The sequence below is a fragment of the Catenovulum agarivorans DS-2 genome, assembly GCF_000568405.1.
Lineage (GTDB): Bacteria > Pseudomonadota > Gammaproteobacteria > Enterobacterales > Alteromonadaceae > Catenovulum > Catenovulum agarivorans_A.
Genome location: NZ_ARZY01000029.1, coordinates 40,949 through 61,014 on the forward strand (window position 1 = coordinate 40,949; position 20,066 = coordinate 61,014).

Consider the following 20,066-nt stretch of genomic DNA (forward strand, 5'->3'; position numbering starts at 1 on the left):
TGCCCAAGCGGTTTGGGTCACTGTTTAGGAGACTGGTTATGATTAAAACAATTACTTTTGCTGTTATGCACTTTTCTGTTGCCTTTGCGGTAGCTTGGTTATTAACGGGAGATATTGTCATAGGTGGCGCTGTCGCTATGGTTGAGCCTGCGGTAAACACAGTTGCTTACTACTTCCATGAAAAAATTTGGAATCGAATTAAAAACAAAGTATTTGTATCAGATCAACAGGTACAAGTTGCTAACTAACCTCAGCTGAGGCTTTCTAGGAGCGATTATGCACTTAAATAATTATCAGAACATGGACGTTAATTTATTGTTGTCTATTGTCAATATGAAGCTTCGTAACAGTCAAATTGATTTAGATGAGCTGTGTTGCGAATATGACATAAACAAAGATGTTTTGGTTGCAAGGTTAGCCGAGATAAATGTGCTATACCACAAAAAGCACAATCAATTTTCTTTCCATACGTATGCATTTGCGTGATTCAATAATATGACGCATGCTTAGTTAAATTTATTTAAATTAATTGTAACTAGCATGAATAAGCCAAAAACAATAACCCAAAGTTTCATTTATGCCGTAGTGCTCGCACTGTCATTAACTGGCTGTGAGCAAAGCAAACAAATTGTAACGTCAACAACCACGACAAAGGTTGAAGTGAATGCTGCTGCTCATTGGCTTGCGCTCAATCAATTAAAAGTTAAAGTGGTTGAAGGCACAGAAAGTCTTTATCTAATAAAAATTGATGACTACTCATTGCCAATTGAGCAATCTGTCGTAAAAGCTATGCCTTCCGCTATCCCACTAATGAGTCGCGCGGATACAACCAAAGGTTTGTACCCACACCTTAAAGATTTTGCAAACTTCTCAGTGCCAATAACCGAAATAGAAGCAAAACATTGGCTACGAGACAAGTCTGTAGTCGTGCAAGTTGATAATAATGAAAACATTTTAGCCATCAATTCTGTACAAACAGGCTTTGTTATAGACGACTTGTATACTCGTGGGCCGAATGATGCAAATGAGGTGTCTGACCTAGGTGCAGTTGTTGGTGCAGATAACGTATCGTTTAAACTATGGGCACCGTTAGCCAAACAAGTCAGTTTGTTGTTGTATAATGCCGATAAAACGCCATTTAGCCCCGTACCCGTAACACTTGGGTTTGATTACATCAGTGGGGTGTGGTCTGCCGAACTTGACTCTTCTGTTGTAGGCAAGTACTACAAATATCAAATCACTCAGTACCAACCATCTGAACAGGATGTTGTGGTCACACAAGCAACAGACCCTTACTCGTTAAGTTTATCAACAGACAGTTTATATAGTCAGGTTGTTGATTTATCCGATGAAAACACAATGCCAAAAGGCTGGCGTTCACACCTTGTTCCTGAAGTGGATGCTCCTGAAGATTTGATTATTTATGAATCGCACATTCGTGATTTTAGTGCCTCGGACAATACGTTATCGAATCCACAGTTCAAAGGTAAATACAAAGCCTTTTTAGAAAGTGATTCTGCTTCTATTCGGTACCTAAAAAGCTTGCGCAAAGCTGGGCTGAATGTAATGCATTTATTGCCGACCTATGATTTAGGTACAATCAACGAAACACCGCAACAAGTTATTGAACTAGACGAGAGCGTTGCTGAGTTATGTCGTATGTTTGCGGAAATACATTTATGTAGCCGCGACGAGATTCAACAGCAAACTATTAGGCAAGTTTTTGCAAGCATGGATCCTTTGTCTAGTGATGTGCAAGCTGTGGTCGAAAAAATTCGAGGCTCAGATCCATACAACTGGGGTTACGACCCATACCACTACACAGTACCCGAGGGGAGTTATGCTATCAACCCTGAAGGCAGTGCGCGGATCATTGAGTTTAGAGAAATGGTGCAAGCGCTGCATGGTCTAGGCTTTAGAGTGATTATGGATGTTGTCTACAACCATACTTATCAAGCAGGTTTAAATCCTAAATCTGTTCTCGATAGAATTGTGCCAAATTATTACCACAGGCTAAACCCAATTACTGGTGCAATAGAACAATCAACTTGCTGTGATAATACTGCTAGCGAGCGGGTGATGATGGGCAAGTTAATGATCGATTCGTTAATTGTTTGGGCGCAAGATTATAAAATAGATGGTTTTCGTTTTGACTTAATGGGTCACCAGCCTAAAGCACTAATTCTTCAAGCGCGAGAAGCTGTTAGAACTGTAGATCCTGATACTTACTTTTATGGTGAGGGATGGAACTTTGGTGAGGTTGCAAACAATGCTCAGTTTGTTCAAGCGATCCAAACCGAGTTGTCAGGTAGTGAAGTCGGAACATTTACCGACCGTATGCGTGACGCTGTTAGGGGTGGTGCGCCGTTTGATGGTGGTGAATGGATACGTCGTGGTCAAGGGTTAGCGAATGGCTTGTATGTATTGCCAAATGAATTACAACCTGAAGATAAACAAGAAGCTGAGTATTTGTTGTCGATGAATCAAGCGCGTGTTGGGTTGGCAGGTAATTTAGCGAACTTTAAGTTTAAAAATGAGCAAGGGAAATGGGTGACAGGTGCCGAGGTTGACTACGGAGGTGCACCAACCGGTTATGCTCGCGACCCAGCCGACACGATAAATTATGTGTCTAAGCATGACAACCAAACTTTATGGGACAACAATCAATATCGAATTCCGTATGATGTTGCAACAGAAGATCGAGTTAGGATGCAGCTACTGGCTTTGGCTTATCCATTAATGGGCCAAGGGATTCCGTTTATTCATATGGGATCTGAACTGTTGCGTTCGAAGTCGTTTTTACGAGATAGTTATGACTATGGTGATTGGTTTAATGCAGTCGATTTCACTATGCAATCGAATAACTATCATGTTGGGTTACCGCCTGAAGTTAAAGACAAAGACAATTGGGATGTGATCCGTACTTTGTTAAAAGAAAATCAAGGACGTGATTTAGTTAAGCCTGCTGATATTCAGTTTAGTGCGCAGGTTTTTCAAGAGTTTTTGCGCATTCGCAGTGGTAATAAGTTATTTCGGTTAACGACTGAACAGCAAGTGATGGATAAGGTAACTTTCCACAACACTGGGCCAAATGCGCTCGAAGGGGTAATTGCGATGAAAATCTCTGACTTCTTTGGCGAACCGGTACTGAATAAGCGCCAGTCGTTAATGGTTGTTTTTAACCATGGTGCCGACCAAATTGATTTGAGGTATCCGTCAGCTAACTTATATCAGTTGCATCCTGTGCAGAAAAATGGCGTGGATAAGCGTGTACAACAGGCAAAAGCACTAGATGGTCGTTTTGTTGTACCTGGACTTTCTGTTGCAGTATTTGTCACAACAGATAAAGATTAGTTTCTGGCCTATTTATGTTGTTGTATGGCCAAGCAGAATGTTTGGCCATGCAGATGATACAAGCCCAAACTACATCAATAACCAGCTAGCAGTACCTAAGAAAGCGAAGATGCCAACAATATCGGTGACAGTGGTTAGAATAACGCTACCTGCTAGTGCTGGATCGATTTTAAATTTCTTCAAAATAAGTGGAATGGTCACACCTGAAATACCCGCGGCGATCATGTTCATCAGCATAGCAAAGGCAATAATCCAAGCTAAGGTAAAATCTTGTTTCCAAATACCGACAATACCCGCAATAAGCACAGCCCAGATCAAGCCGTTGAGTAAACCTATGGTTAGCTCTTTAATTAATAAGCTGCGAGTGTTTGACTCTGAAATATGCCCCAAAGCTAAAGCTCGAATCACCAAGGTTAATGTTTGATTACCTGCCACACCACCCATGCTCGGAACTATGGTATTTAAAATTGCTAGAACTGCTAACTGGCTCAGCACATCTTCAAAAAAGTTTGAAACCGTCGCGGCCAATAAAGCGGTTAATAAATTAACCCCTAACCAAATTGAGCGCTTTTGGGTGCTTTCAACAACAGGGGCAAAGGTATCTTCTTCATCATCTAAACCCGCCATACTCATCATAGAGTGCTCTGCATCTTCACGTATGATATCAACCATATCATCAATGGTAATTCGACCGAGTAGGTGGTTTTGTTCGTTCACAACTGGAGCTGAAATCCAATTATGCCGTTCAAACATTTGCGCAGCTTCAGTTTCAGGCATAGTTGCCGGAATCGGTACAAGATCGGTATTCATCAACTGTTCAATGACAGTTTCAGGTTGAGAGGTGATCAATCCAGCTAAGCTGACGTCGCCGATTAAGCAATCGTCTTTGTCGACCACATAGAGGCTATCGGTATTTTCCGGGACTTCGCCACGACGGCGCAAATAACGCAAAACAACTTCTACAGTTACATCTGGACGGATGGTCACTGTGTCAGTATTCATGACCGAACCAGCTGTGTCTTCTTCGTAGGCCAGTGCCGCTTCTGCTCTATGTCTATCTTGCGCGTCGAGCGAGTTTAAGACATCTTGATAAAGTTGTTCGGGCAGGCTACGAAGAACATCGGCAAGGTCATCTGTATCCATGCCTTCAGTTGCTTCGGCAACTGCTTCAGGCATCATTTGTCTGAGGATGCTGTTTCTAACATCATCACTCAGCTCTTCGAGAATTTCGCCGTGGAATTCTGAGTCAACCAGTTGCCAAAATGCCATACGTGATTTGACTGGCGATGACTCTAGGATAAACGCAACATCACAGGCTGGCATATTATGCAAGGCATTACGCACGTGCACAAACATGCCGCGGTTGAGTGACGCGGTTAGTTCATGCAATGTTTGGCTAGATAATGATTGCTCGTATGCTTCAGGCATCTAACTGCAATGCTCCTTGGCAGTTTTTGCTAGTGATATAAGCCTAGTTTAACGAAAGAATTGAACGCAAGCTACTTTAAAATACAAAGACTTACTCGCCTTCGTGAAAGCGAGCATTTATTAAATCTTCAACGGCTTGCAAAGCTTGTTCTGCTTGTTCGCCATTGCAGTGAACTGTTATCTCTGTGCCAGTTGCACCAGCGAGCATCAACAGTCCCATTACACTATTCGCATTGGCCGATTTGCCATCACATTCGAGAATAATTTCGCAGGGATAAGCTTGCGACACTTTAACCAGCTGAGTTGCTGCACGGGCGTGTAGGCCTAATTTGTTTTTTATAAGTAAGTTTTTACTGAGCTGCACTTATGACCTCTGGCTAGGCACTTTTGCCCGCAAAAAATTAAATTTATTATTTGTCGTGTTTGTTTTGTTCGCGGTGGACAATTGCCACGTCTGAGTGGCGTGAAGCAAAGTACCAACCCAGTGATTCGGTTACATAGACGGATCTATGTTTACCACCAGTACAGCCTATTGCAACGGTTACGTAACTGCGGTTGTTTTGTTCCAACATAGGCAGCCAATCTTCAATGCAGCTCGATATTTTATCGATAAAAGCTTGTACTTCATCATGCTGTTTTAAAAACTCTTGTACCGGTCTGTCTAAACCAGTCAGGGGACGCAAGTTTTCATCCCAATGAGGATTTGGTAAAAAACGCGCATCAAATACGTAATCTGCATCTGTTGGAATGCCAAATTTAAAGCCAAACGACTGAAAAACTAAGCGTAAATGACCCGCTTTTTTATTTAAAACCTTATTGGTAATGATCTTGTTTAAATCATGAATGCTCAGTTCGCTGGTATCGATAAACAGGTCGCTCATCTCGCGAATAGGGCGTAATAAATCACCTTCTTCGACAATTGCTTCTTCTAAGCTTAAACCCGCCTGCATTAATGATAGTGGATGCACTCGGCGTGTTTCAGAGTAACGCTTCAATAACGACTGATTGCTCGAGTCCATGTAGACAACAACGACATCCGCAACACTTTTTAGTTGAGTAATGATATTGCTTAAATCTTGCTGCCAATCAGAGATATTTCGTATGTCTAAATTCAGTGCAATTCGACTGTATTTACCTTTTAGCGCGTCAGGTAAAAATGGTAGAAGTTGAATCGGGATGTTGTCGACACAATAAAAACCTGCATCTTCAAGTTGATCAAGAGCGGTCGATTTACCTGATCCCGAACGACCTGACAGTATGACAAGCTGTAACATAATTTATTCCGTAATGGCTTGATAAAGTTCCTGGTTATTTTGCGCTGTTCTGATGCGTTTTAAAATACTTTTATCTGAAAGTTTTTTTGCAACAGCCGCTAACGACTTCAAATGTTCATTGCATTGATCTTCAGGCACTAATAAGGCAAAAAAAACATTAACCGGTTGGTTATCAATTGCGTCGTAATCTATCGGGTTTGAAGTGGTTATCAGTACTGCGATTGCAGTTGTAGTATTTGCCAAACGACCATGGGGAAGGGCGATACCATTGCCAATACCTGTACTGCCTAACCTTTCTCGGTTTAGCAAGGCTGTGGTAATTTCTTGCTCTGATAGACCATCTATATGTTGAGAGGCTATTTGACCTATATGTTCAATAATGCGCTTTTTGCTAGAAACAGTGACTGCACATTCAGTGCAGTCCTGTGTTAAAAAAGATTGAATGTCCATTAATGACGTTTCATTTTCTCTTTGTGCTTGATAACTTGGCGGTCCAGCTTGTCTATCAAGGAATCAATCGCTGCATACATGTCCGTGTGCTCAGCATTTGCAAAAACTTCGCCTCCGTTTAAGTGCAGCGTTGCTTCTGCTATTTGGTTTAGTTTTTCAACGTTGAGGATAACATAAACGTTATTGATGTGGTCAAAATGACGCTCAAGCTTTGCAAACTTGTTGTCGACGTAATCTCTAAGTGAGTCAGTAATATCAACATGACGACCAGTTAAATTGATTTGCATAGGCTCTTTCCTTTTTGGTTATGCCTTCTAAAGAAGGCTCTTACGTTGGTTTGATGGCGGAATTGACAACGACTCGCGGTATTTGGCAATTGTGCGTCTAGCTACCTTAATACCTTGATCCGCTAGCAATTCTGCAATCTTGCTATCACTTAACGGTTTTGCTGTATTTTCAGCAGAAATCAATTTTTTTATTAAAGCTCGAATTGCGGTTGATGAACATTCACCACCATTTTCGGTACTTACATGACTAGAGAAGAAGTATTTAAGCTCAAATATACCACGTGGTGTGTGCATATACTTTTGTGTTGTCACCCTTGATATGGTGGACTCATGCATTTCTACTTCTTCGGCAACATCGTTTAGTACCATGGGTTTCATGGCTTCATCACCGTATTCAAAAAAACCTTGTTGTTGTTTAACTATACACCTTGCTACTTTTAACAAAGTTTCGTTACGACTTTCAAGGCTTTTTATAAACCATTTTGCTTCTTGCATGTGCGAGCGAATAAATTGTGAGTCAGACGTATTGCGTGCTGTTTTACTCATTGCCGCATATTCAGCATTAATCTTGAGTCTAGGCATGCTGTCTGGGTTTAATTCAACTACCCAATCGTCTTTGACTTTTTTTACCGCAACATCTGGCACTATGTACTGAGCTTCTTCGGCGACCACAGCATTACCCGGTCTTGGGTTTAGGCTGTGGATCAATTTCATCACTTCTTTTAGCTCGTCTTCTTTTAGTCTAGTCTTCCTTGCTAAAGTTCGGTAGTCTCGATTGCCTAAAAGTTCGATATAATTTTTAATGACTTTTTTTGTTTCTTTTAAATACGGTGTGTCTGGGGCAAATTGGTTTAACTGCACCAATAAACATTCTTTAGTATCTCGCGATGCTACACCTACTGGATCGAATAGTTGAATGCGTTTTAATACTGCTTCTACTTCTTCGATTTCCACCAAGTCTTCTATCTCTTGGCTTTCAATACCTAAACTTTCAATAATGTCTTCAATGCTGACAGTTAGGTAACCTGAATCATCTACTGCATCAATGATGGATATCGCGATTGCCCGGTCAACGGGCGAAAATGGGGTTAAGTCCATTTGCCACAATAAGTGATCGCGGATTGAGGTAATGGTTTCGCCCTGATAGACCATGTCGTCGTCAGGCGCTGCACCGCCACTGCTTGAGCCACTACCAGTACCTTGGGTAAAGTGATCATCCCATGTGCTATCTGTTGCTAAGTCTTCACGAATATCTTCACGCGATAACTCATCTCGGCTGTCTGGCACGGCATCATCTGATTGTTCGGTCGATTCTTTAGTACTCTTTTCTTCTTTTTGCTGCTTAGCTTCGTTTATGGCATCTAATGATTCAAACTCTTCTCGATTTTCTTCCGAATCGAGTAATGGGTTGCTATCAAGTGCTTCTTGAATTTCTTGTTGCAAATCAAGAGATGATAGTTGCAGCAAGCGTATCGCTTGTTGCAATTGCGGGGTCATAGTTAAATGCTGACCAAATTTTAACTGAATAGTTTGTTTCATTAATTAGACGATTCGTTATAGTTTAAATTGTTCACCTAAATATACGTTACGTACTTGTTTGTTATTCAGCACATCGTTGGGGGCTCCAGACGCGATTAACTGTCCTTGGCTGACGATATAGGCCTTTTCACAAACATCGAGCGTTTCGCGCACATTGTGGTCTGTTATTAATACACCTAACCCTCTATCTTTAAGATGGGTGATTATTCTTTTTATGTCAATGACTGATATTGGATCAACGCCTGCAAAAGGTTCGTCCAGCAGAATAAACTGTGGATCAGCCGCTAATGCTCTGGCTATTTCTACTCGCCTTCTTTCACCACCAGATAAAGCCATACCCTGACTATCTCTAATGTGGGTGATATGAAATTCTTCAAGTAACTCTTCTAGTTTAGCTTGTTTTTGCACTTTAGTAAGTTCAGGTCGCATTTCTAATATTGAATAAATATTTTGTGTGACCGTTAGCTTTCTAAATATAGATGATTCTTGCGGTAAGTAACCCACACCAGCCCTTGCTCTTTCGTGCATCGGATAGTAGGTCATGTCTTTGTCGTCTAAGAAAATTTGCCCAGCATCATTCTCAACTAGACCAACAATCATGTAAAAGGTGGTTGTTTTGCCAGCACCATTTGGACCAAGTAAACCGACTATGCTGCCCGACTCGACTTGGAGCGACACGCTTTTTACAACCTGCCGTTTTTTATAGGCCTTGGCTAAATTGCTTGCAATTAACTTTGCCATTATTCTTCACTACCTTTTGGTGTTAAGACAGTTCGTACTTTTTGACCCGCTTTATTGCTGCTAGACGCAATGAGCTTTTGCTCAACTAAGTTGTATTCTATGGTATCGCCGCTCACTTGGCTGCTTTGTTGACTGATGGTTGCATTGCCTGTCAAAGTTAAGATTCGGTCTTTGACTTTATACTGAATATTTTTTGCCGTTGCGACCAGTGTTTCACCACTTTCTAGCGTTTGTTTATAGGTGGCAGGTGAACCAATTGCACGCAAAATATCTTGGCTATTCGGGTTTTGCTCGTCGGCTTTAATCACTTCTAAACGCTCTGCTTTCATTCGCAAAGAGCCTTGTTTAACTTCGACATCGCCGGTAAAGCTTAAGGTGTTTGTTTTAATTTCTAGTTGTTGTTTTTTTGCGTCTATTACTATGTTTTGGCTAAAGTCACTTTCTAGCGCCAAACAGCTTGCACTGATAACACAGCTCATCAATAGGGTAATAATTTTATTGTTTAACAAAGTATTCTGCCCGTACTTGGTTCACGAGTTCAAACTCTTGGGTTTTTAAATTGCCTCTCAAACCTTGGCCGCTAAAGGTTAATTTATCCGCTACGCCAGTTACTTTGGCACTGGTGGATATGGTTTGAGCCGTTAAATCCATATTGAGTCGATTAACATACAGTGTATCAAACCACTCGTCAGGTTGGTTGGTCATAACTGAAACCTTACCCTCTAGTTCTAACTGACGATTGTCATAAATTACACTTTCGTTGGCACTGATAACCCAACTCTGTTGTTGATTGCTCGAATATAGAATATATCTAGGGTTCTGAAAATAGGTAAATTCAAGTTCTTGGTAATGTTCTAACGACTGAGCACTCAGTTTGCTATGAATTTGACCATTTGGGTCATATTCCGTTCTATTCAGTGCGGTTATTTGATAGTCAGGCAGTGCGACGCGGTCAAACTCTGCAACTTCTTGAGGTTGACTACTCCATTGCAACCAAAAGTATTGGCTAATGGCTATAATGCACAAAACTGATATCAATAGTCGCTTCATACACTCATCCCTTGAGCTTGCTCTAATACGCCGCGCGTTTGCAACAAGATATCGCAGCACTCGCGCACTGCACCAAAACCACCTCGAACTCGCGTTTGATAATGACTAATTTGTTGAATAATTGGGTGAGCATCTGCAACGGCTATCGCTAAACCCGCTTTTTGCATAACGGTTAGGTCGGGGACATCGTCGCCAATATATGCGACTTGCTCGTCGGTAATATTGAGTGTGTTTTTTAATTTGGCGTATGCTTGTAGTTTATCTTCTTGTCCTTGGTATATGTGTTGTATACCCAACGACTGCATGCGCTTTTCAACAATATTTGATTTACGGCCAGTAATTACCGCCACTTGAATACCTGCATTAATAATGGCTTTGATGCCAAAACCATCACGGGTATGGAAAGCTTTAAGCTCTTCACCTTGATTGCCTAGGTAAATACGGCCATCTGAAAATACCCCATCAATGTCGCAAATAAACAGTTTAGTATGTTTAAATTGTTCAGCGATATTTTGTTTGATTGGTCCATAAATTGAGTTAAACAACATTAAAGCACCTTTGCTTTGAGTAAGTCATGTAAGTTTATTGCACCCGTTGGTCGATTGTTTTGATCAACCACAACAAATCCATTGACCTTCTTTTCTTCCATTAATTTAAGTGCTTCGGCTGCAAGCATATCTGCGGTGACCGTTATGGCATTTTTGGTCATCACCTGCCATATTGGTGTTGCATGAATGTCTATGCGCTTGTCGAGCGTTCGGCGTAAATCACCATCGGTATAAATACCACTGAGTTGGCCTTGTGCATTTACGATTGCAACAAACCCTAAACTCTTTTGCGACACTTCAAACAAAGCTTCCGCTATAGTGACGTGCTCTGCAACGATAGGGAGTTGATCGTCAGCGTGCATCAAAGTTTCAACTCGCAGCAGTAATTTTCGACCTAAGCTGCCCAGCGGATGAGACACGGCAAAGTCTTCGGCTGAAAACTTTCGGGCTGCCAGCAAAGCGACGGCAATTGCGTCACCCATGACTAATGCTGCAGTGGTACTGGCGGTCGGCGCTAAACCTAATGGGCAAGCTTCTTGGGCAACTTTAACCAGTATATGCACATCTGAATACTGCGCTAAACTAGACTGTGCATTGGCGGAGATAGAAATCAACTTGGCGCCAATGCGTTTGATCACAGGTAATATTGTTAATAGCTCTTGGCTCTCGCCTGAATTAGACAAAGCCAGCACGACATCTTGTTTGCTAATCATGCCCAAATCTCCATGGCTAGCTTCGGCTGGATGAACAAAAAAGGCTGGTGAACCTGTGCTGGCTAGGGTTGCCGCTATTTTGCGTCCAACATGACCTGATTTGCCAATACCTGTGACCACAATCTTTCCTTGGCAATCTAGTAATGTTTGACAAGCCAATTCAACGTTTTGGTCTAAATCGGTTAGTAACTTGCTAAGTGCATCTTGTTCAATTTGAATGACGCGTCTAGCGCTGTCTAAAAAATCGCTCATTTAACTTTATTTACCCGTTTGCTAAACCAAACAAAACATACTGATATGCAATAAAGCAGGCTAATAATATTCCACCTTCAATACGGTTGATGCTTCTTGGCCCTTTGCTAATACCGATAGCCATTAAGATTAACAAAACAGTTACGGCTATCATGACCAATGAATCACGTGTTACAGCTGAAGGGTCGACCGCCCCCGGAGCAATAATGCCTGGGATACACAATACCGCCAGTGCATTAAAAATATTTGAACCAACAATATTACCGAGCGCTAGATCATCTTCACCTTTAATGACACCTGCAATAGACGCCGCTAGTTCAGGTAGCGAAGTGCCGATTGCAATAATGGTTAAGCCAATAACTAAATCACTGATGCCGAATTCTTTGGCAATAAAAACCGCGGAATCGACCAAAAAATCAGAGCTTAATAATAAAATTGCTAGTCCAATAATCAGCCATATAACGGCCATATATACGGGGACGCCTTCTGGAACATCATCACTTAATTCGTCTTCATATAAATCAGGGCTAGCGGCTTGTTCTGGCGTTTTATGAATTGATGCATACGCCAGGTAACCAATGGTCAGTACAAATAAAATCGCTAGTAAGATGCCTTCGGTGCGAGTAAATTGTAAATCGTAAATAAAATAAACCGCGACAAGTGAGGTGGCTAAAATAATTGGTAATTCACGTCTAACTGCTACCGAGCCAACCAACATTGGCTTTAATAGCGCAGTCACCCCCAAAACAAGCGTGATGTTGGTGATGTTTGAACCAATGACATTACCTATGGCAGTATCGGGCTTGTCGGCCATTGACGCAGTTGCCGCAACCATCATTTCAGGTGCTGAGGAACCCATAGCAACAATTGTCAGTCCTATAATCAGCGGAGATAAGCCTAGATTGCGTGCAAGTGCTGCTGCTCCGTAAACAAATTTGTCAGCGCTCCACATTAGAGCCGCTAAACTGACAAGCATAATAATGACATTTTCGAGCATAAAGACCTTAATTTTGAAAGCTATCCTTTGGCGGTGCGGTCATTATACCCAAATTAGTTTAATATGCATGATGTCATTGAATTTTAGCTACATTCGCAGCAAATATTTAGCATTGCTGCTGGGAATGTGACATTTTTGATTTTACTTAACTATATATTTGCTAGAATACAGCGCTGCTCAGATATGGGCGCCAATTTCAGGGAAATTTGATGTCTAACGATTCGATAGTACAAATAAAAAATGTAACCTTTAGCCGTGGTGAGCGTGTAATTTACGACGACATTAGTTTAGATATTCCACGTGGCAAAGTGATTGCGGTGATGGGGCCTAGCGGTATAGGTAAAACAACTTTATTGCGTTTAATCGCGGGCCAAATAAAACCAGATGCTGGCGCAATCGAGTTTGATGGCGTAACCATTAATAAATTGAATCGCCAAGCTTTATATGCAGCTCGTAAAAAAATGAGCATGTTGTTTCAAAGTGGCGCTTTATTTACCGAAATGTCTGTGTTTGATAATGTCGCTTTTCCAATTCGAGAGCACTGCAAATTACCAGAGGATATTATCCGTACCATGGTATTAATGAAGCTCAATTCTGTTGGTTTACGTGGGGCTGCTGAGTTAATGCCTACCGAGTTATCTGGTGGTATGGCGCGCAGAGCAGCATTGGCTAGAGCCATTGCATTGGACCCTCAGTTAGTGATGTATGACGAGCCATTTGCTGGGCAAGATCCAATTTCCATGGGTGTGTTAATTCGCTTGATTCGCTCGTTAAACGATGCATTGGGATTAACTTCTATCATTGTTTCGCACGATATTAATGAAGTTATGAGTATTGCTGATTATGCCTACATTATGGCAAACAAAAAAGTGGTTGGGCAGGGAACACCACAGCAGTTGCGTAAGTCTGAATCACCACTGGTTCATCAATTTATGGCAGGTGAAGCGGATGGACCTGTACCTTTCCATTACCCTGCACAGGCGTTTGACGAAGAGTTGGCAGAGGTACTTAAAGCATGATAATTGACGCTTTAGCGAAAATGGGACGTGATACAATCTCGGCAACGGCCACAACAGGTCGTGCTGGATTAATGTTATTTAATGCCTTGTGGGCCGCGCCAAATTTGCAGAAAAATGGACCTTTGCTGATGCAACAATTGCAAGTGGTTGGTGTGCAATCTTTGGCAATTATCTTGGTCAGTGGATTGTTTATCGGCATGGTGTTGGGTTTACAAGGTTACACCATACTGGTTGGTTATGGTGCGGAAAATAGTTTGGGGCCTATGGTTGCTTTGTCTCTATTAAGAGAGCTAGGCCCTGTGGTAACTGCGTTATTATTTGCAGGCCGAGCGGGTTCAGCCTTAACAGCTGAAATTGGCTTAATGAAAGCCACCGAGCAATTGTCTAGTTTAGAGCTAATGGCGGTTGACCCGTTGCGCCGAGTTATCGCGCCAAGGTTTTGGGCTGGAATGATAAGTATGCCGTTGTTGGCATTGTTATTTAGCTCTGTTGGTATCCTGGGTGGCCATCTAGTTGGTGTAGAATGGCTTGGTGTTGATAGCGGTAACTTTTGGAGCGTAATGCAAGCGGCAGTTGATTTACAAGATGATGTAATGAATGGCGTTATCAAAAGCTTTGCATTTGCTTTGGTTGTGACTTGGATTGCGATATTTAGAGGGTACGATTGCATACCGACTTCTGAAGGTATTAGTAAAGCGACGACACAAACAGTAGTGCATTCGTCGTTAGCCGTGCTTGGGTTAGATTTTGTATTAACAGCGTTAATGTTTGGGGAATAATTAATGAGCAACCGTAAAGTTGAAATTTTGGTTGGTGCTTTTATTGCGGCAGGAATTGCGGCCTTTTTATTTTTAGCACTGAGTGTTGCGAATACAGGGAGCTTAACCAACGGTGAAACCTATAGGTTATATGCCAAGTTTGACAACATTGGTGGGCTTAAAGTGCGTTCACCGATCAAAGTCGGTGGGGTCGTGGTTGGCCGAGTCGCAGATATTAGTTTAGATACCGACTCTTACATGGCCGTGGTTGCTATGGATATTTCGAAAGAATATAAAGATTTTCCTGAAACCAGTTCAATTAGCATATTAACCGCAGGTTTGTTAGGCGAACAATATTTAGGCTTAGAGCCAGGTTTTATGATGGATGGTATCGAAACATTGCAGGAAGATGCATATATCCAAGATACTAAATCTGCTTTAGTGCTTGAAGAGTTGATCGGTCAATTCTTATTTAGTCAAAGCAGTGACGACTAGAGGTAAAGTATGAAACGATTTGTTAGTGCAATTGCATTGGCGTGCAGCTGTTTTGCTTACACCGCCAGCACGGCGCAAGTTTATGCGGCTGAGCAAGCTCAGTTTGCTAACATTCAAGATCCTAGAGATTTATTTGAAAAAGTCACACAATCGGCTTTTAAGCGCTTTAAAGCTAGTTGGACAGAGGTTAAGCAAGAACCTGATTTGTTAAAACAAATCATTCGAGAAGAGTTGTTGCCGTATATTGACCACGAATATGCAGCCTTTAAAGTTTTAGGTAAATATGTGCGCGATGTAAATGCGGATGACCGTAAAGCGTTTGTAGATGCGTTTTCTGACTATATAGTCACAGTATACGCCCAGTTATTTACGCAATATCGCGAAACCCAAGATATAGTTGTGCAGCCAACTAATACCAGCGATGATAGCAAAATTGCCGTGGTACGCAGCAAGATTGTTGAGCCTGGCCGCCCAGATATCGATGTGATTTTTAAGTTGATTTATCGCAACGACCAATGGCGAGCATTCGATATGGAAGCTGAAGGTATTTCAGTGTTAAGTACCAAACGTAAAGAGATAGGCGCCGCGATGCCAAGGCTTGGTATTGACGGTATTATCAAAGATTTAAAACAAAAAGCAGCACGAAAGTTAACCTTTAAATCGGACGACAGTGAACCTCAGTCATGATTAAATTGGCGGAAAAACAACTCAACCATCAATTCTGGCAGTTAGACGGTGATCTAACTCGAGACAGTGATTTGTCTATTATCCCAGAAGCACCTTGTAATCAAGGGTGTGTAATAGATGTTTCGCTGGCAGAAGTCGGTAAAATTGATACGGCGGGTTTAGCCTATTTGATTAAATTTAAAGAATATTTTGCCGCGCGAGATATTCAAGTAAATTTTATTCACACCGATGCTAACTTAAAGAAGCTTGCAGAGCTTTATGGTGTTGCAGAAATAGTAGGTATACAAGAATGAATTTAGACGAAATTAAACAGTTAGTTGGCGATGCCATTGAACATGAAGAATTAATAGTTGAACACGAAGATAACTATTATTTAAATATCATCATAGTATCAGCGGTTTTTGATGGTTTAAGACCAGTAAAACGTCAGCAAATGGTATATCAGCCACTCAATGCAATGATAGCGGACGGAACAATTCATGCCGTTAAAATTAAAGCCTTTACCGCTGAAGAGTGGCAAAAACATAAGAAGCTCAATTTTTAAGTTGTAGTTGGAGCCTTCATCCGTATGGATAAATTTGTAATTCAAGGTGGCTCACCGCTAAATGGTGAGGTGCGCATTTCTGGCGCAAAAAATGCGGCGTTGCCGATTTTATTTGCGACCATACTCAACCCTAATCCAGTGACCTTAACCAACATACCAGAACTTAAAGATATTAGAACAACCTTAAGTTTATTGGCTGAACTTGGTATTAAAGCTGACAAGGTAGCAAGTGGTTATCGTTTTGATGCTAGTGAAATTAGTTCAACCACAGCACCGTATGATTTAGTTCGAACCATGCGTGCGTCTATTATGGCATTGGGTCCATTGGTCGCTAGATGCGGCCAAGCAAAAGTTTCGTTACCCGGCGGCTGTGCCATCGGTGCTCGTCCCGTCAACTTACACATCAGTGGCCTACAACAAATGGGCGCAGAGGTGAAAGTTGAGCATGGTTATATCGTCGCGGATACCCATGGGAAAAAATTGCAGGGTGCGCAGATCTTTTTTGATACCGTTACCGTGACTGGGACTGAAAATTTGATGATGGCAGCTGTATTAGCTGAAGGTCAAACCGTTTTAGAAAATGCGGCAAGAGAACCTGAAGTTGTTGATTTAGCCAATTGCTTGAATGCGATGGGGGCAAAAATATCAGGTGCAGGATCCGACACCATCACCATAGACGGTGTTGCACATTTAACTGCCAGCGAACATGCTGTTTTGCCTGATCGCATCGAAACGGGTACTTTTTTGGTCGCTGCAGCAGTCACTGGCGGTAAAGTGACTTGTACACACACCAGCGCCAAGTTATTGGAAGCTGTGATCACTAAACTAAAAGAAGCAGGCGCAGATATTCAGGCGAGTGATAATCAGATCACCTTAGATATGACAAAGCGCAAGCTTAAAGCTGTCAATATTAAAACAGCTCCTCACCCAGCGTTCCCAACGGACATGCAGGCACAATTTACTGTGCTGAATTGTGTTGCTCAGGGTACGGGTACCATACATGAAACGATATTCGAAAACCGCTTTATGCATGTACCTGAGTTACACCGTATGGGCGCAGATATTGAATTAGAAAGCAATACTGCTATTGTTAGGGGAGTTGAAACACTATCGGGTGCCGAAGTTATGGCAACCGACTTACGTGCGTCAGCTTGTCTAGTGATAGCAGGGTTATTTGCTAACGATCAAACAGTGGTCAATCGAATTTACCACCTTGATAGAGGATACGAATCGTTAGAACTTAAGCTCAATCATTTAGGAGCCAAAGTTCAACGAGTGTCTGGGTAGTTCCATTATCGTGACAGGGATCTGCAATTTTACTCCTTTGCGGATCACTGTTATTGGTAACTTGGTCCCTGGGCGGGTTTCGGCAATTACATCGAGCGCTTGAGCCCGACCAATAATTTTTTGTCCATCAATTTCCACAATAATGTCGTTGGGTTGAATGCCAGCCATCGCAGCAGGACCAGCAGGTTCGACCATAGTTACAATAATGCCAACGGGTGTGACCAAATCATCACTGGTTTGAATATAAGTTTCTTTGCCTGATAATCCTAAATATCCTCGGACAACTCGGCCGTCGGTTGCGATTTTACGTAAAATGGTTAACGCTAATTTCGCTGGTACTGCAAAGAATATTCCTTGGGCTTGGTTATCTCGTCGAGCTGACGCGTAGTTAAACGAGTTTATGCCAACCAAATAACCATCGCTGTCAACCAGTGCGCCACCTGAGTTGCCATCATTGATCGCAGCATCCATTTGGATAAAGTCAGCATAGTTTGAGCTTAAACCTGCACGTCCAGTTGCGCTGACAATACCTTGAGTAATGGTTTGACCTAAATTGTATGGGTTTCCTATCGCTAATACTAAATCGCCTGGTTGAGAGGTCAAATTTGGGTCTATCGGTGCAACGGGTAAATTCTCACTTTGTACCCATAATACAGCTAAATCTGTGTATGGGTCGCTTCCTATCAGTTGGGCTTCAAATTGCCGACCATCTTGTAAAGCAACCAAAATTTGGTCGGCATTTTTTACCACATGTTCAGCCGTTAAAATAAAGCCTTTTTCTGAAACGATTACCCCAGAGCCCAGCGTTCTGATTGCACGTTTACTATTATAAAAACGTTCGTCACGTTCAAAACCTTGCGTGTATATATTAACCACAGCGGGTGCTGCACGCGCTACAGCATGGGCAAAAGAAATCGGTTTGCGTTTATTGGTAGGCTCTGAAAACAGACTTTGCCATAACAAATTGTTTTGGCGAAATTCAGGAAAGGCGGCAAATAAAATCAGCGACAGCACCACGGCGATAGCAAGTGTATTAATTACAAATTGAAGCTGATGAAGTAACTTAATTTTCATAGGGCTGGCTAATTATTTATCCTGTTGCAAGTATATATTTATTATCTACAAAAACAAAAAGTGGTAGGTGAAGCCACCTACCACTTTCTACTTTTGTTGATTTGGATTGTTGGTTACAGTTTGTATTAACGGATAACCAAATACAACTGGGTATTACCACGCATGACATTTAGCGCAATAATGCCGTTTTTATGTTTGTCTAACTTATCGCGTAGTTGGGCAATATTAGTCACGCGCTCTCGGTTAACCCCGATGATCACGTCACCTTCTTCTAAGCCTAAACGAGCTGCAATAGAACGTTCTTCAACTGAATTCACCACAACACCTTTTTCACCAGATTTAGTTTTACCATTGCCTAAATCTGAACCATCTAGTGCAGGGTGCATACTGGCCGCGGCAACATTTCCACCTTCAGCTTCTTTGAGTTTCACTTTAATTTCAAGCTCTTTACCATCGCGAATAATGCCTAAAGTTGCAGTATTGCCTGCGCCCATAGTGCCTATCTTAGCTCTAAGCTCAAAGAAAGTTTGGATTTTACGGCCGTTGACGCTGACTATCGCATCACCTGGTTTAATACCAGCTTCTTCTGCAGCGGTACCTTCAAACACTTGGCGAACTATTGCACCTTGAGTCGTAGGTAAATCAAATGCTTTAGCAATACCAGCATCGATATTCTCACCAGAAATACCCAGCACACCCCGACGGACTTCACCAAATTCGACAATCTGATCAACTAGATTTTTCATCATGTTGCTTGGGATAGCAAAACCAATGCCGACATTGCCGCCATGTGGGCCTAATATTGCAGTGTTAATACCAATTAACTCGCCTTTAAAGTTAACCAGTGCGCCACCTGAGTTACCACTGTTAATGGCTGCATCAGTTTGGATAAAGTTTTCGTAACCTTCAATGCCTAAACCACTGCGCCCCAGTGCTGAAACAATCCCGGAGGTTACCGTTTGGCCAATTGCAAATGGGTTACCAATTGCAATGGCAAAATCGCCGACACGTAATTTATCTGAATTCGCCAACGGAATGTCAGTTATATCTTCGGCTTCAATTTGTAGCAATGCGACATCACTTTCTGCGTCTGAACCGAGTTTTTTAGCTTCAAACTGACGGCCATCTTTTAATGTAACCAATATTTTGTCTGTATCAGCAATTACGTGATGATTGGTCACCACATATCCTTTCTCTGCATCTATGATGACCCCAGAGCCAGCTGTTTGAAAAGGTTTTTCTTGGACTTGATGTTGAGGAGCGTTGGGCCCAAAAAAGTACCTAAAAACATCAGGAATGCGTTGGGCGTCTTTTTTCATACCTGTGGCGGAAATGTTCACCACCGCAGGCGTCGCTTTTTCTAACATAGGGGCTAATGTTGGCGTTTCTTGCTTATCGCTATCGCCAAACCAAGGCAAAGCCGCATGAGATACAGCAGGCGCCATCGCCAAACATGCACTCAGCACCGATACTTTAAATAACTTTGTATAGTTAGCTTTCAACTTCAATTCTCCTAAAATCTACATAGAGCTAAATCTATATAAATTGCGAGTATCAGAGCCATCACAG

The 20,066-nt window shown here is 41.9% G+C and carries 24 protein-coding genes; 10 read left to right on the forward strand and 14 right to left on the reverse strand.

The features are described 5' to 3' along the window. The first annotated feature begins 38 nt into the window (after positions 1 to 38). The 3 genes from DS2_RS14125 to pulA are packed head-to-tail and all read left to right on the forward strand — an operon-like array spanning position 39 to position 3,354. A complete protein-coding gene (locus DS2_RS14125) occupies positions 39 to 248 on the forward strand; it encodes a DUF2061 domain-containing protein (RefSeq protein WP_035015479.1) in 210 nt (69 codons plus the stop codon). Positions 249 to 276: 28 nt separating this feature from the next. Then, positions 277 to 486, forward strand: a complete 210-nt coding sequence (locus DS2_RS14130) for a DUF4250 domain-containing protein (protein WP_035015480.1) — start codon at positions 277 to 279, stop codon at positions 484 to 486. Positions 487 to 540: 54 nt separating this feature from the next. Next, on the forward strand, positions 541 to 3,354 hold the full coding sequence (gene pulA, locus DS2_RS14135; protein WP_051479897.1) for a pullulanase-type alpha-1,6-glucosidase: 2,814 nt from the start codon (positions 541 to 543) through the stop codon (positions 3,352 to 3,354). Positions 3,355 to 3,423: 69 nt separating this feature from the next. Here the strand turns inward: pulA and mgtE are convergent, their stop codons facing one another. The 12 genes from mgtE to DS2_RS14195 all read right to left on the reverse strand — a co-directional run bounded on the left by mgtE (position 3,424) and on the right by DS2_RS14195 (position 12,633). Continuing rightward, positions 3,424 to 4,782 carry a magnesium transporter gene (gene mgtE / locus DS2_RS14140; RefSeq protein WP_035015481.1) on the reverse strand — a complete coding sequence of 453 codons (1,359 nt, stop codon included), beginning with the start codon at positions 4,780 to 4,782 and terminating at the stop codon, positions 3,424 to 3,426. A gap of 91 nt (positions 4,783 to 4,873) precedes the next feature. After that, the gene (locus DS2_RS14145; protein ID WP_035015482.1) at positions 4,874 to 5,146 is read right to left on the reverse strand and encodes an HPr family phosphocarrier protein; all 273 of its coding nucleotides are present in this window, start codon (positions 5,144 to 5,146) and stop codon (positions 4,874 to 4,876) included. Between the two features lie 46 nt (positions 5,147 to 5,192). After that, positions 5,193 to 6,056 carry an RNase adapter RapZ gene (gene rapZ / locus DS2_RS14150; RefSeq protein WP_035015483.1) on the reverse strand — a complete coding sequence of 288 codons (864 nt, stop codon included), beginning with the start codon at positions 6,054 to 6,056 and terminating at the stop codon, positions 5,193 to 5,195. 3 nt (positions 6,057 to 6,059) lie between these two features. Next, positions 6,060 to 6,506, reverse strand: a complete 447-nt coding sequence (ptsN, locus tag DS2_RS14155; RefSeq protein WP_035015484.1) for a PTS IIA-like nitrogen regulatory protein PtsN — start codon at positions 6,504 to 6,506, stop codon at positions 6,060 to 6,062. Next, positions 6,506 to 6,793, reverse strand: coding sequence for a ribosome hibernation promoting factor (hpf, locus tag DS2_RS14160; RefSeq protein ID WP_035015485.1), 288 nt, complete (start codon positions 6,791 to 6,793; stop codon positions 6,506 to 6,508). The genes ptsN and hpf overlap by 1 nt, the downstream gene beginning before the upstream one ends. 27 nt (positions 6,794 to 6,820) lie before the next feature. Beyond that, positions 6,821 to 8,332, reverse strand: coding sequence for an RNA polymerase factor sigma-54 (locus tag DS2_RS14165; RefSeq protein WP_035015486.1), 1,512 nt, complete (start codon positions 8,330 to 8,332; stop codon positions 6,821 to 6,823). Between the two features lie 15 nt (positions 8,333 to 8,347). Beyond that, the gene (gene lptB, locus DS2_RS14170; protein WP_035015487.1) at positions 8,348 to 9,073 is read right to left on the reverse strand and encodes an LPS export ABC transporter ATP-binding protein; all 726 of its coding nucleotides are present in this window, start codon (positions 9,071 to 9,073) and stop codon (positions 8,348 to 8,350) included. Continuing rightward, positions 9,073 to 9,582, reverse strand: a complete 510-nt coding sequence (gene lptA, locus DS2_RS14175) for a lipopolysaccharide transport periplasmic protein LptA (protein WP_035015488.1) — start codon at positions 9,580 to 9,582, stop codon at positions 9,073 to 9,075. The genes lptB and lptA overlap by 1 nt, the downstream gene beginning before the upstream one ends. Continuing rightward, positions 9,569 to 10,123 carry an LPS export ABC transporter periplasmic protein LptC gene (gene lptC, locus DS2_RS14180; protein WP_035015489.1) on the reverse strand — a complete coding sequence of 185 codons (555 nt, stop codon included), beginning with the start codon at positions 10,121 to 10,123 and terminating at the stop codon, positions 9,569 to 9,571. The genes lptA and lptC overlap by 14 nt, the downstream gene beginning before the upstream one ends. Next, the gene (gene kdsC, locus DS2_RS14185) at positions 10,120 to 10,671 is read right to left on the reverse strand and encodes a 3-deoxy-manno-octulosonate-8-phosphatase KdsC (RefSeq protein WP_035015490.1); all 552 of its coding nucleotides are present in this window, start codon (positions 10,669 to 10,671) and stop codon (positions 10,120 to 10,122) included. The genes lptC and kdsC overlap by 4 nt, the downstream gene beginning before the upstream one ends. Continuing rightward, positions 10,671 to 11,636 (reverse strand): KpsF/GutQ family sugar-phosphate isomerase, encoded by a 966-nt coding sequence (locus DS2_RS14190; protein WP_035015491.1) that lies wholly within the window; start codon positions 11,634 to 11,636, stop codon positions 10,671 to 10,673. Before DS2_RS14190 ends, kdsC begins: the two co-directional genes overlap by 1 nt. 10 nt (positions 11,637 to 11,646) lie before the next feature. Then, on the reverse strand, positions 11,647 to 12,633 hold the full coding sequence (locus tag DS2_RS14195) for a calcium/sodium antiporter (protein WP_035015492.1): 987 nt from the start codon (positions 12,631 to 12,633) through the stop codon (positions 11,647 to 11,649). A 209-nt stretch (positions 12,634 to 12,842) separates the two neighbouring features. On the opposite strand from DS2_RS14195, the gene DS2_RS14200 reads away from it, so the two are divergent. Genes DS2_RS14200 through murA form a run of 7 tightly spaced genes read left to right on the forward strand, consistent with a single transcriptional unit; the run spans position 12,843 to position 17,423 of the window. After that, the gene (locus DS2_RS14200; protein WP_035015493.1) at positions 12,843 to 13,652 is read left to right on the forward strand and encodes an ATP-binding cassette domain-containing protein; all 810 of its coding nucleotides are present in this window, start codon (positions 12,843 to 12,845) and stop codon (positions 13,650 to 13,652) included. After that, the gene (gene mlaE, locus DS2_RS14205) at positions 13,652 to 14,431 is read left to right on the forward strand and encodes a lipid asymmetry maintenance ABC transporter permease subunit MlaE (RefSeq protein ID WP_035015506.1); all 780 of its coding nucleotides are present in this window, start codon (positions 13,652 to 13,654) and stop codon (positions 14,429 to 14,431) included. The genes DS2_RS14200 and mlaE overlap by 1 nt, the downstream gene beginning before the upstream one ends. A gap of 3 nt (positions 14,432 to 14,434) precedes the next feature. Then, complete coding sequence (mlaD, locus tag DS2_RS14210; RefSeq protein WP_035015494.1) at positions 14,435 to 14,905, forward strand: outer membrane lipid asymmetry maintenance protein MlaD; 471 nt, start codon at positions 14,435 to 14,437, stop codon at positions 14,903 to 14,905. A gap of 9 nt (positions 14,906 to 14,914) precedes the next feature. Beyond that, complete coding sequence (locus DS2_RS14215) at positions 14,915 to 15,592, forward strand: MlaC/ttg2D family ABC transporter substrate-binding protein (RefSeq protein ID WP_035015495.1); 678 nt, start codon at positions 14,915 to 14,917, stop codon at positions 15,590 to 15,592. Next, positions 15,589 to 15,885 (forward strand): STAS domain-containing protein, encoded by a 297-nt coding sequence (locus DS2_RS14220; RefSeq protein ID WP_035015496.1) that lies wholly within the window; start codon positions 15,589 to 15,591, stop codon positions 15,883 to 15,885. The genes DS2_RS14215 and DS2_RS14220 overlap by 4 nt, the downstream gene beginning before the upstream one ends. Beyond that, the gene (locus DS2_RS14225; protein WP_035015497.1) at positions 15,882 to 16,136 is read left to right on the forward strand and encodes a BolA family protein; all 255 of its coding nucleotides are present in this window, start codon (positions 15,882 to 15,884) and stop codon (positions 16,134 to 16,136) included. The genes DS2_RS14220 and DS2_RS14225 overlap by 4 nt, the downstream gene beginning before the upstream one ends. 24 nt (positions 16,137 to 16,160) lie before the next feature. Then, positions 16,161 to 17,423 carry a UDP-N-acetylglucosamine 1-carboxyvinyltransferase gene (gene murA, locus DS2_RS14230; protein WP_035015498.1) on the forward strand — a complete coding sequence of 421 codons (1,263 nt, stop codon included), beginning with the start codon at positions 16,161 to 16,163 and terminating at the stop codon, positions 17,421 to 17,423. Here murA and DS2_RS14235 read toward each other — a convergent pair. Together DS2_RS14235 and DS2_RS14240 are read right to left on the reverse strand one after the other, a co-directional pair. After that, a complete protein-coding gene (locus tag DS2_RS14235) occupies positions 17,391 to 18,497 on the reverse strand; it encodes a trypsin-like peptidase domain-containing protein (RefSeq protein WP_035015499.1) in 1,107 nt (368 codons plus the stop codon). The two genes, murA and DS2_RS14235, sit on opposite strands and share 33 nt — an antisense overlap. A 125-nt stretch (positions 18,498 to 18,622) precedes the next feature. After that, on the reverse strand, positions 18,623 to 19,942 hold the full coding sequence (locus DS2_RS14240) for a DegQ family serine endoprotease (RefSeq protein ID WP_051479899.1): 1,320 nt from the start codon (positions 19,940 to 19,942) through the stop codon (positions 18,623 to 18,625). Between the last annotated feature and the right edge of the window lie 124 nt (positions 19,943 to 20,066).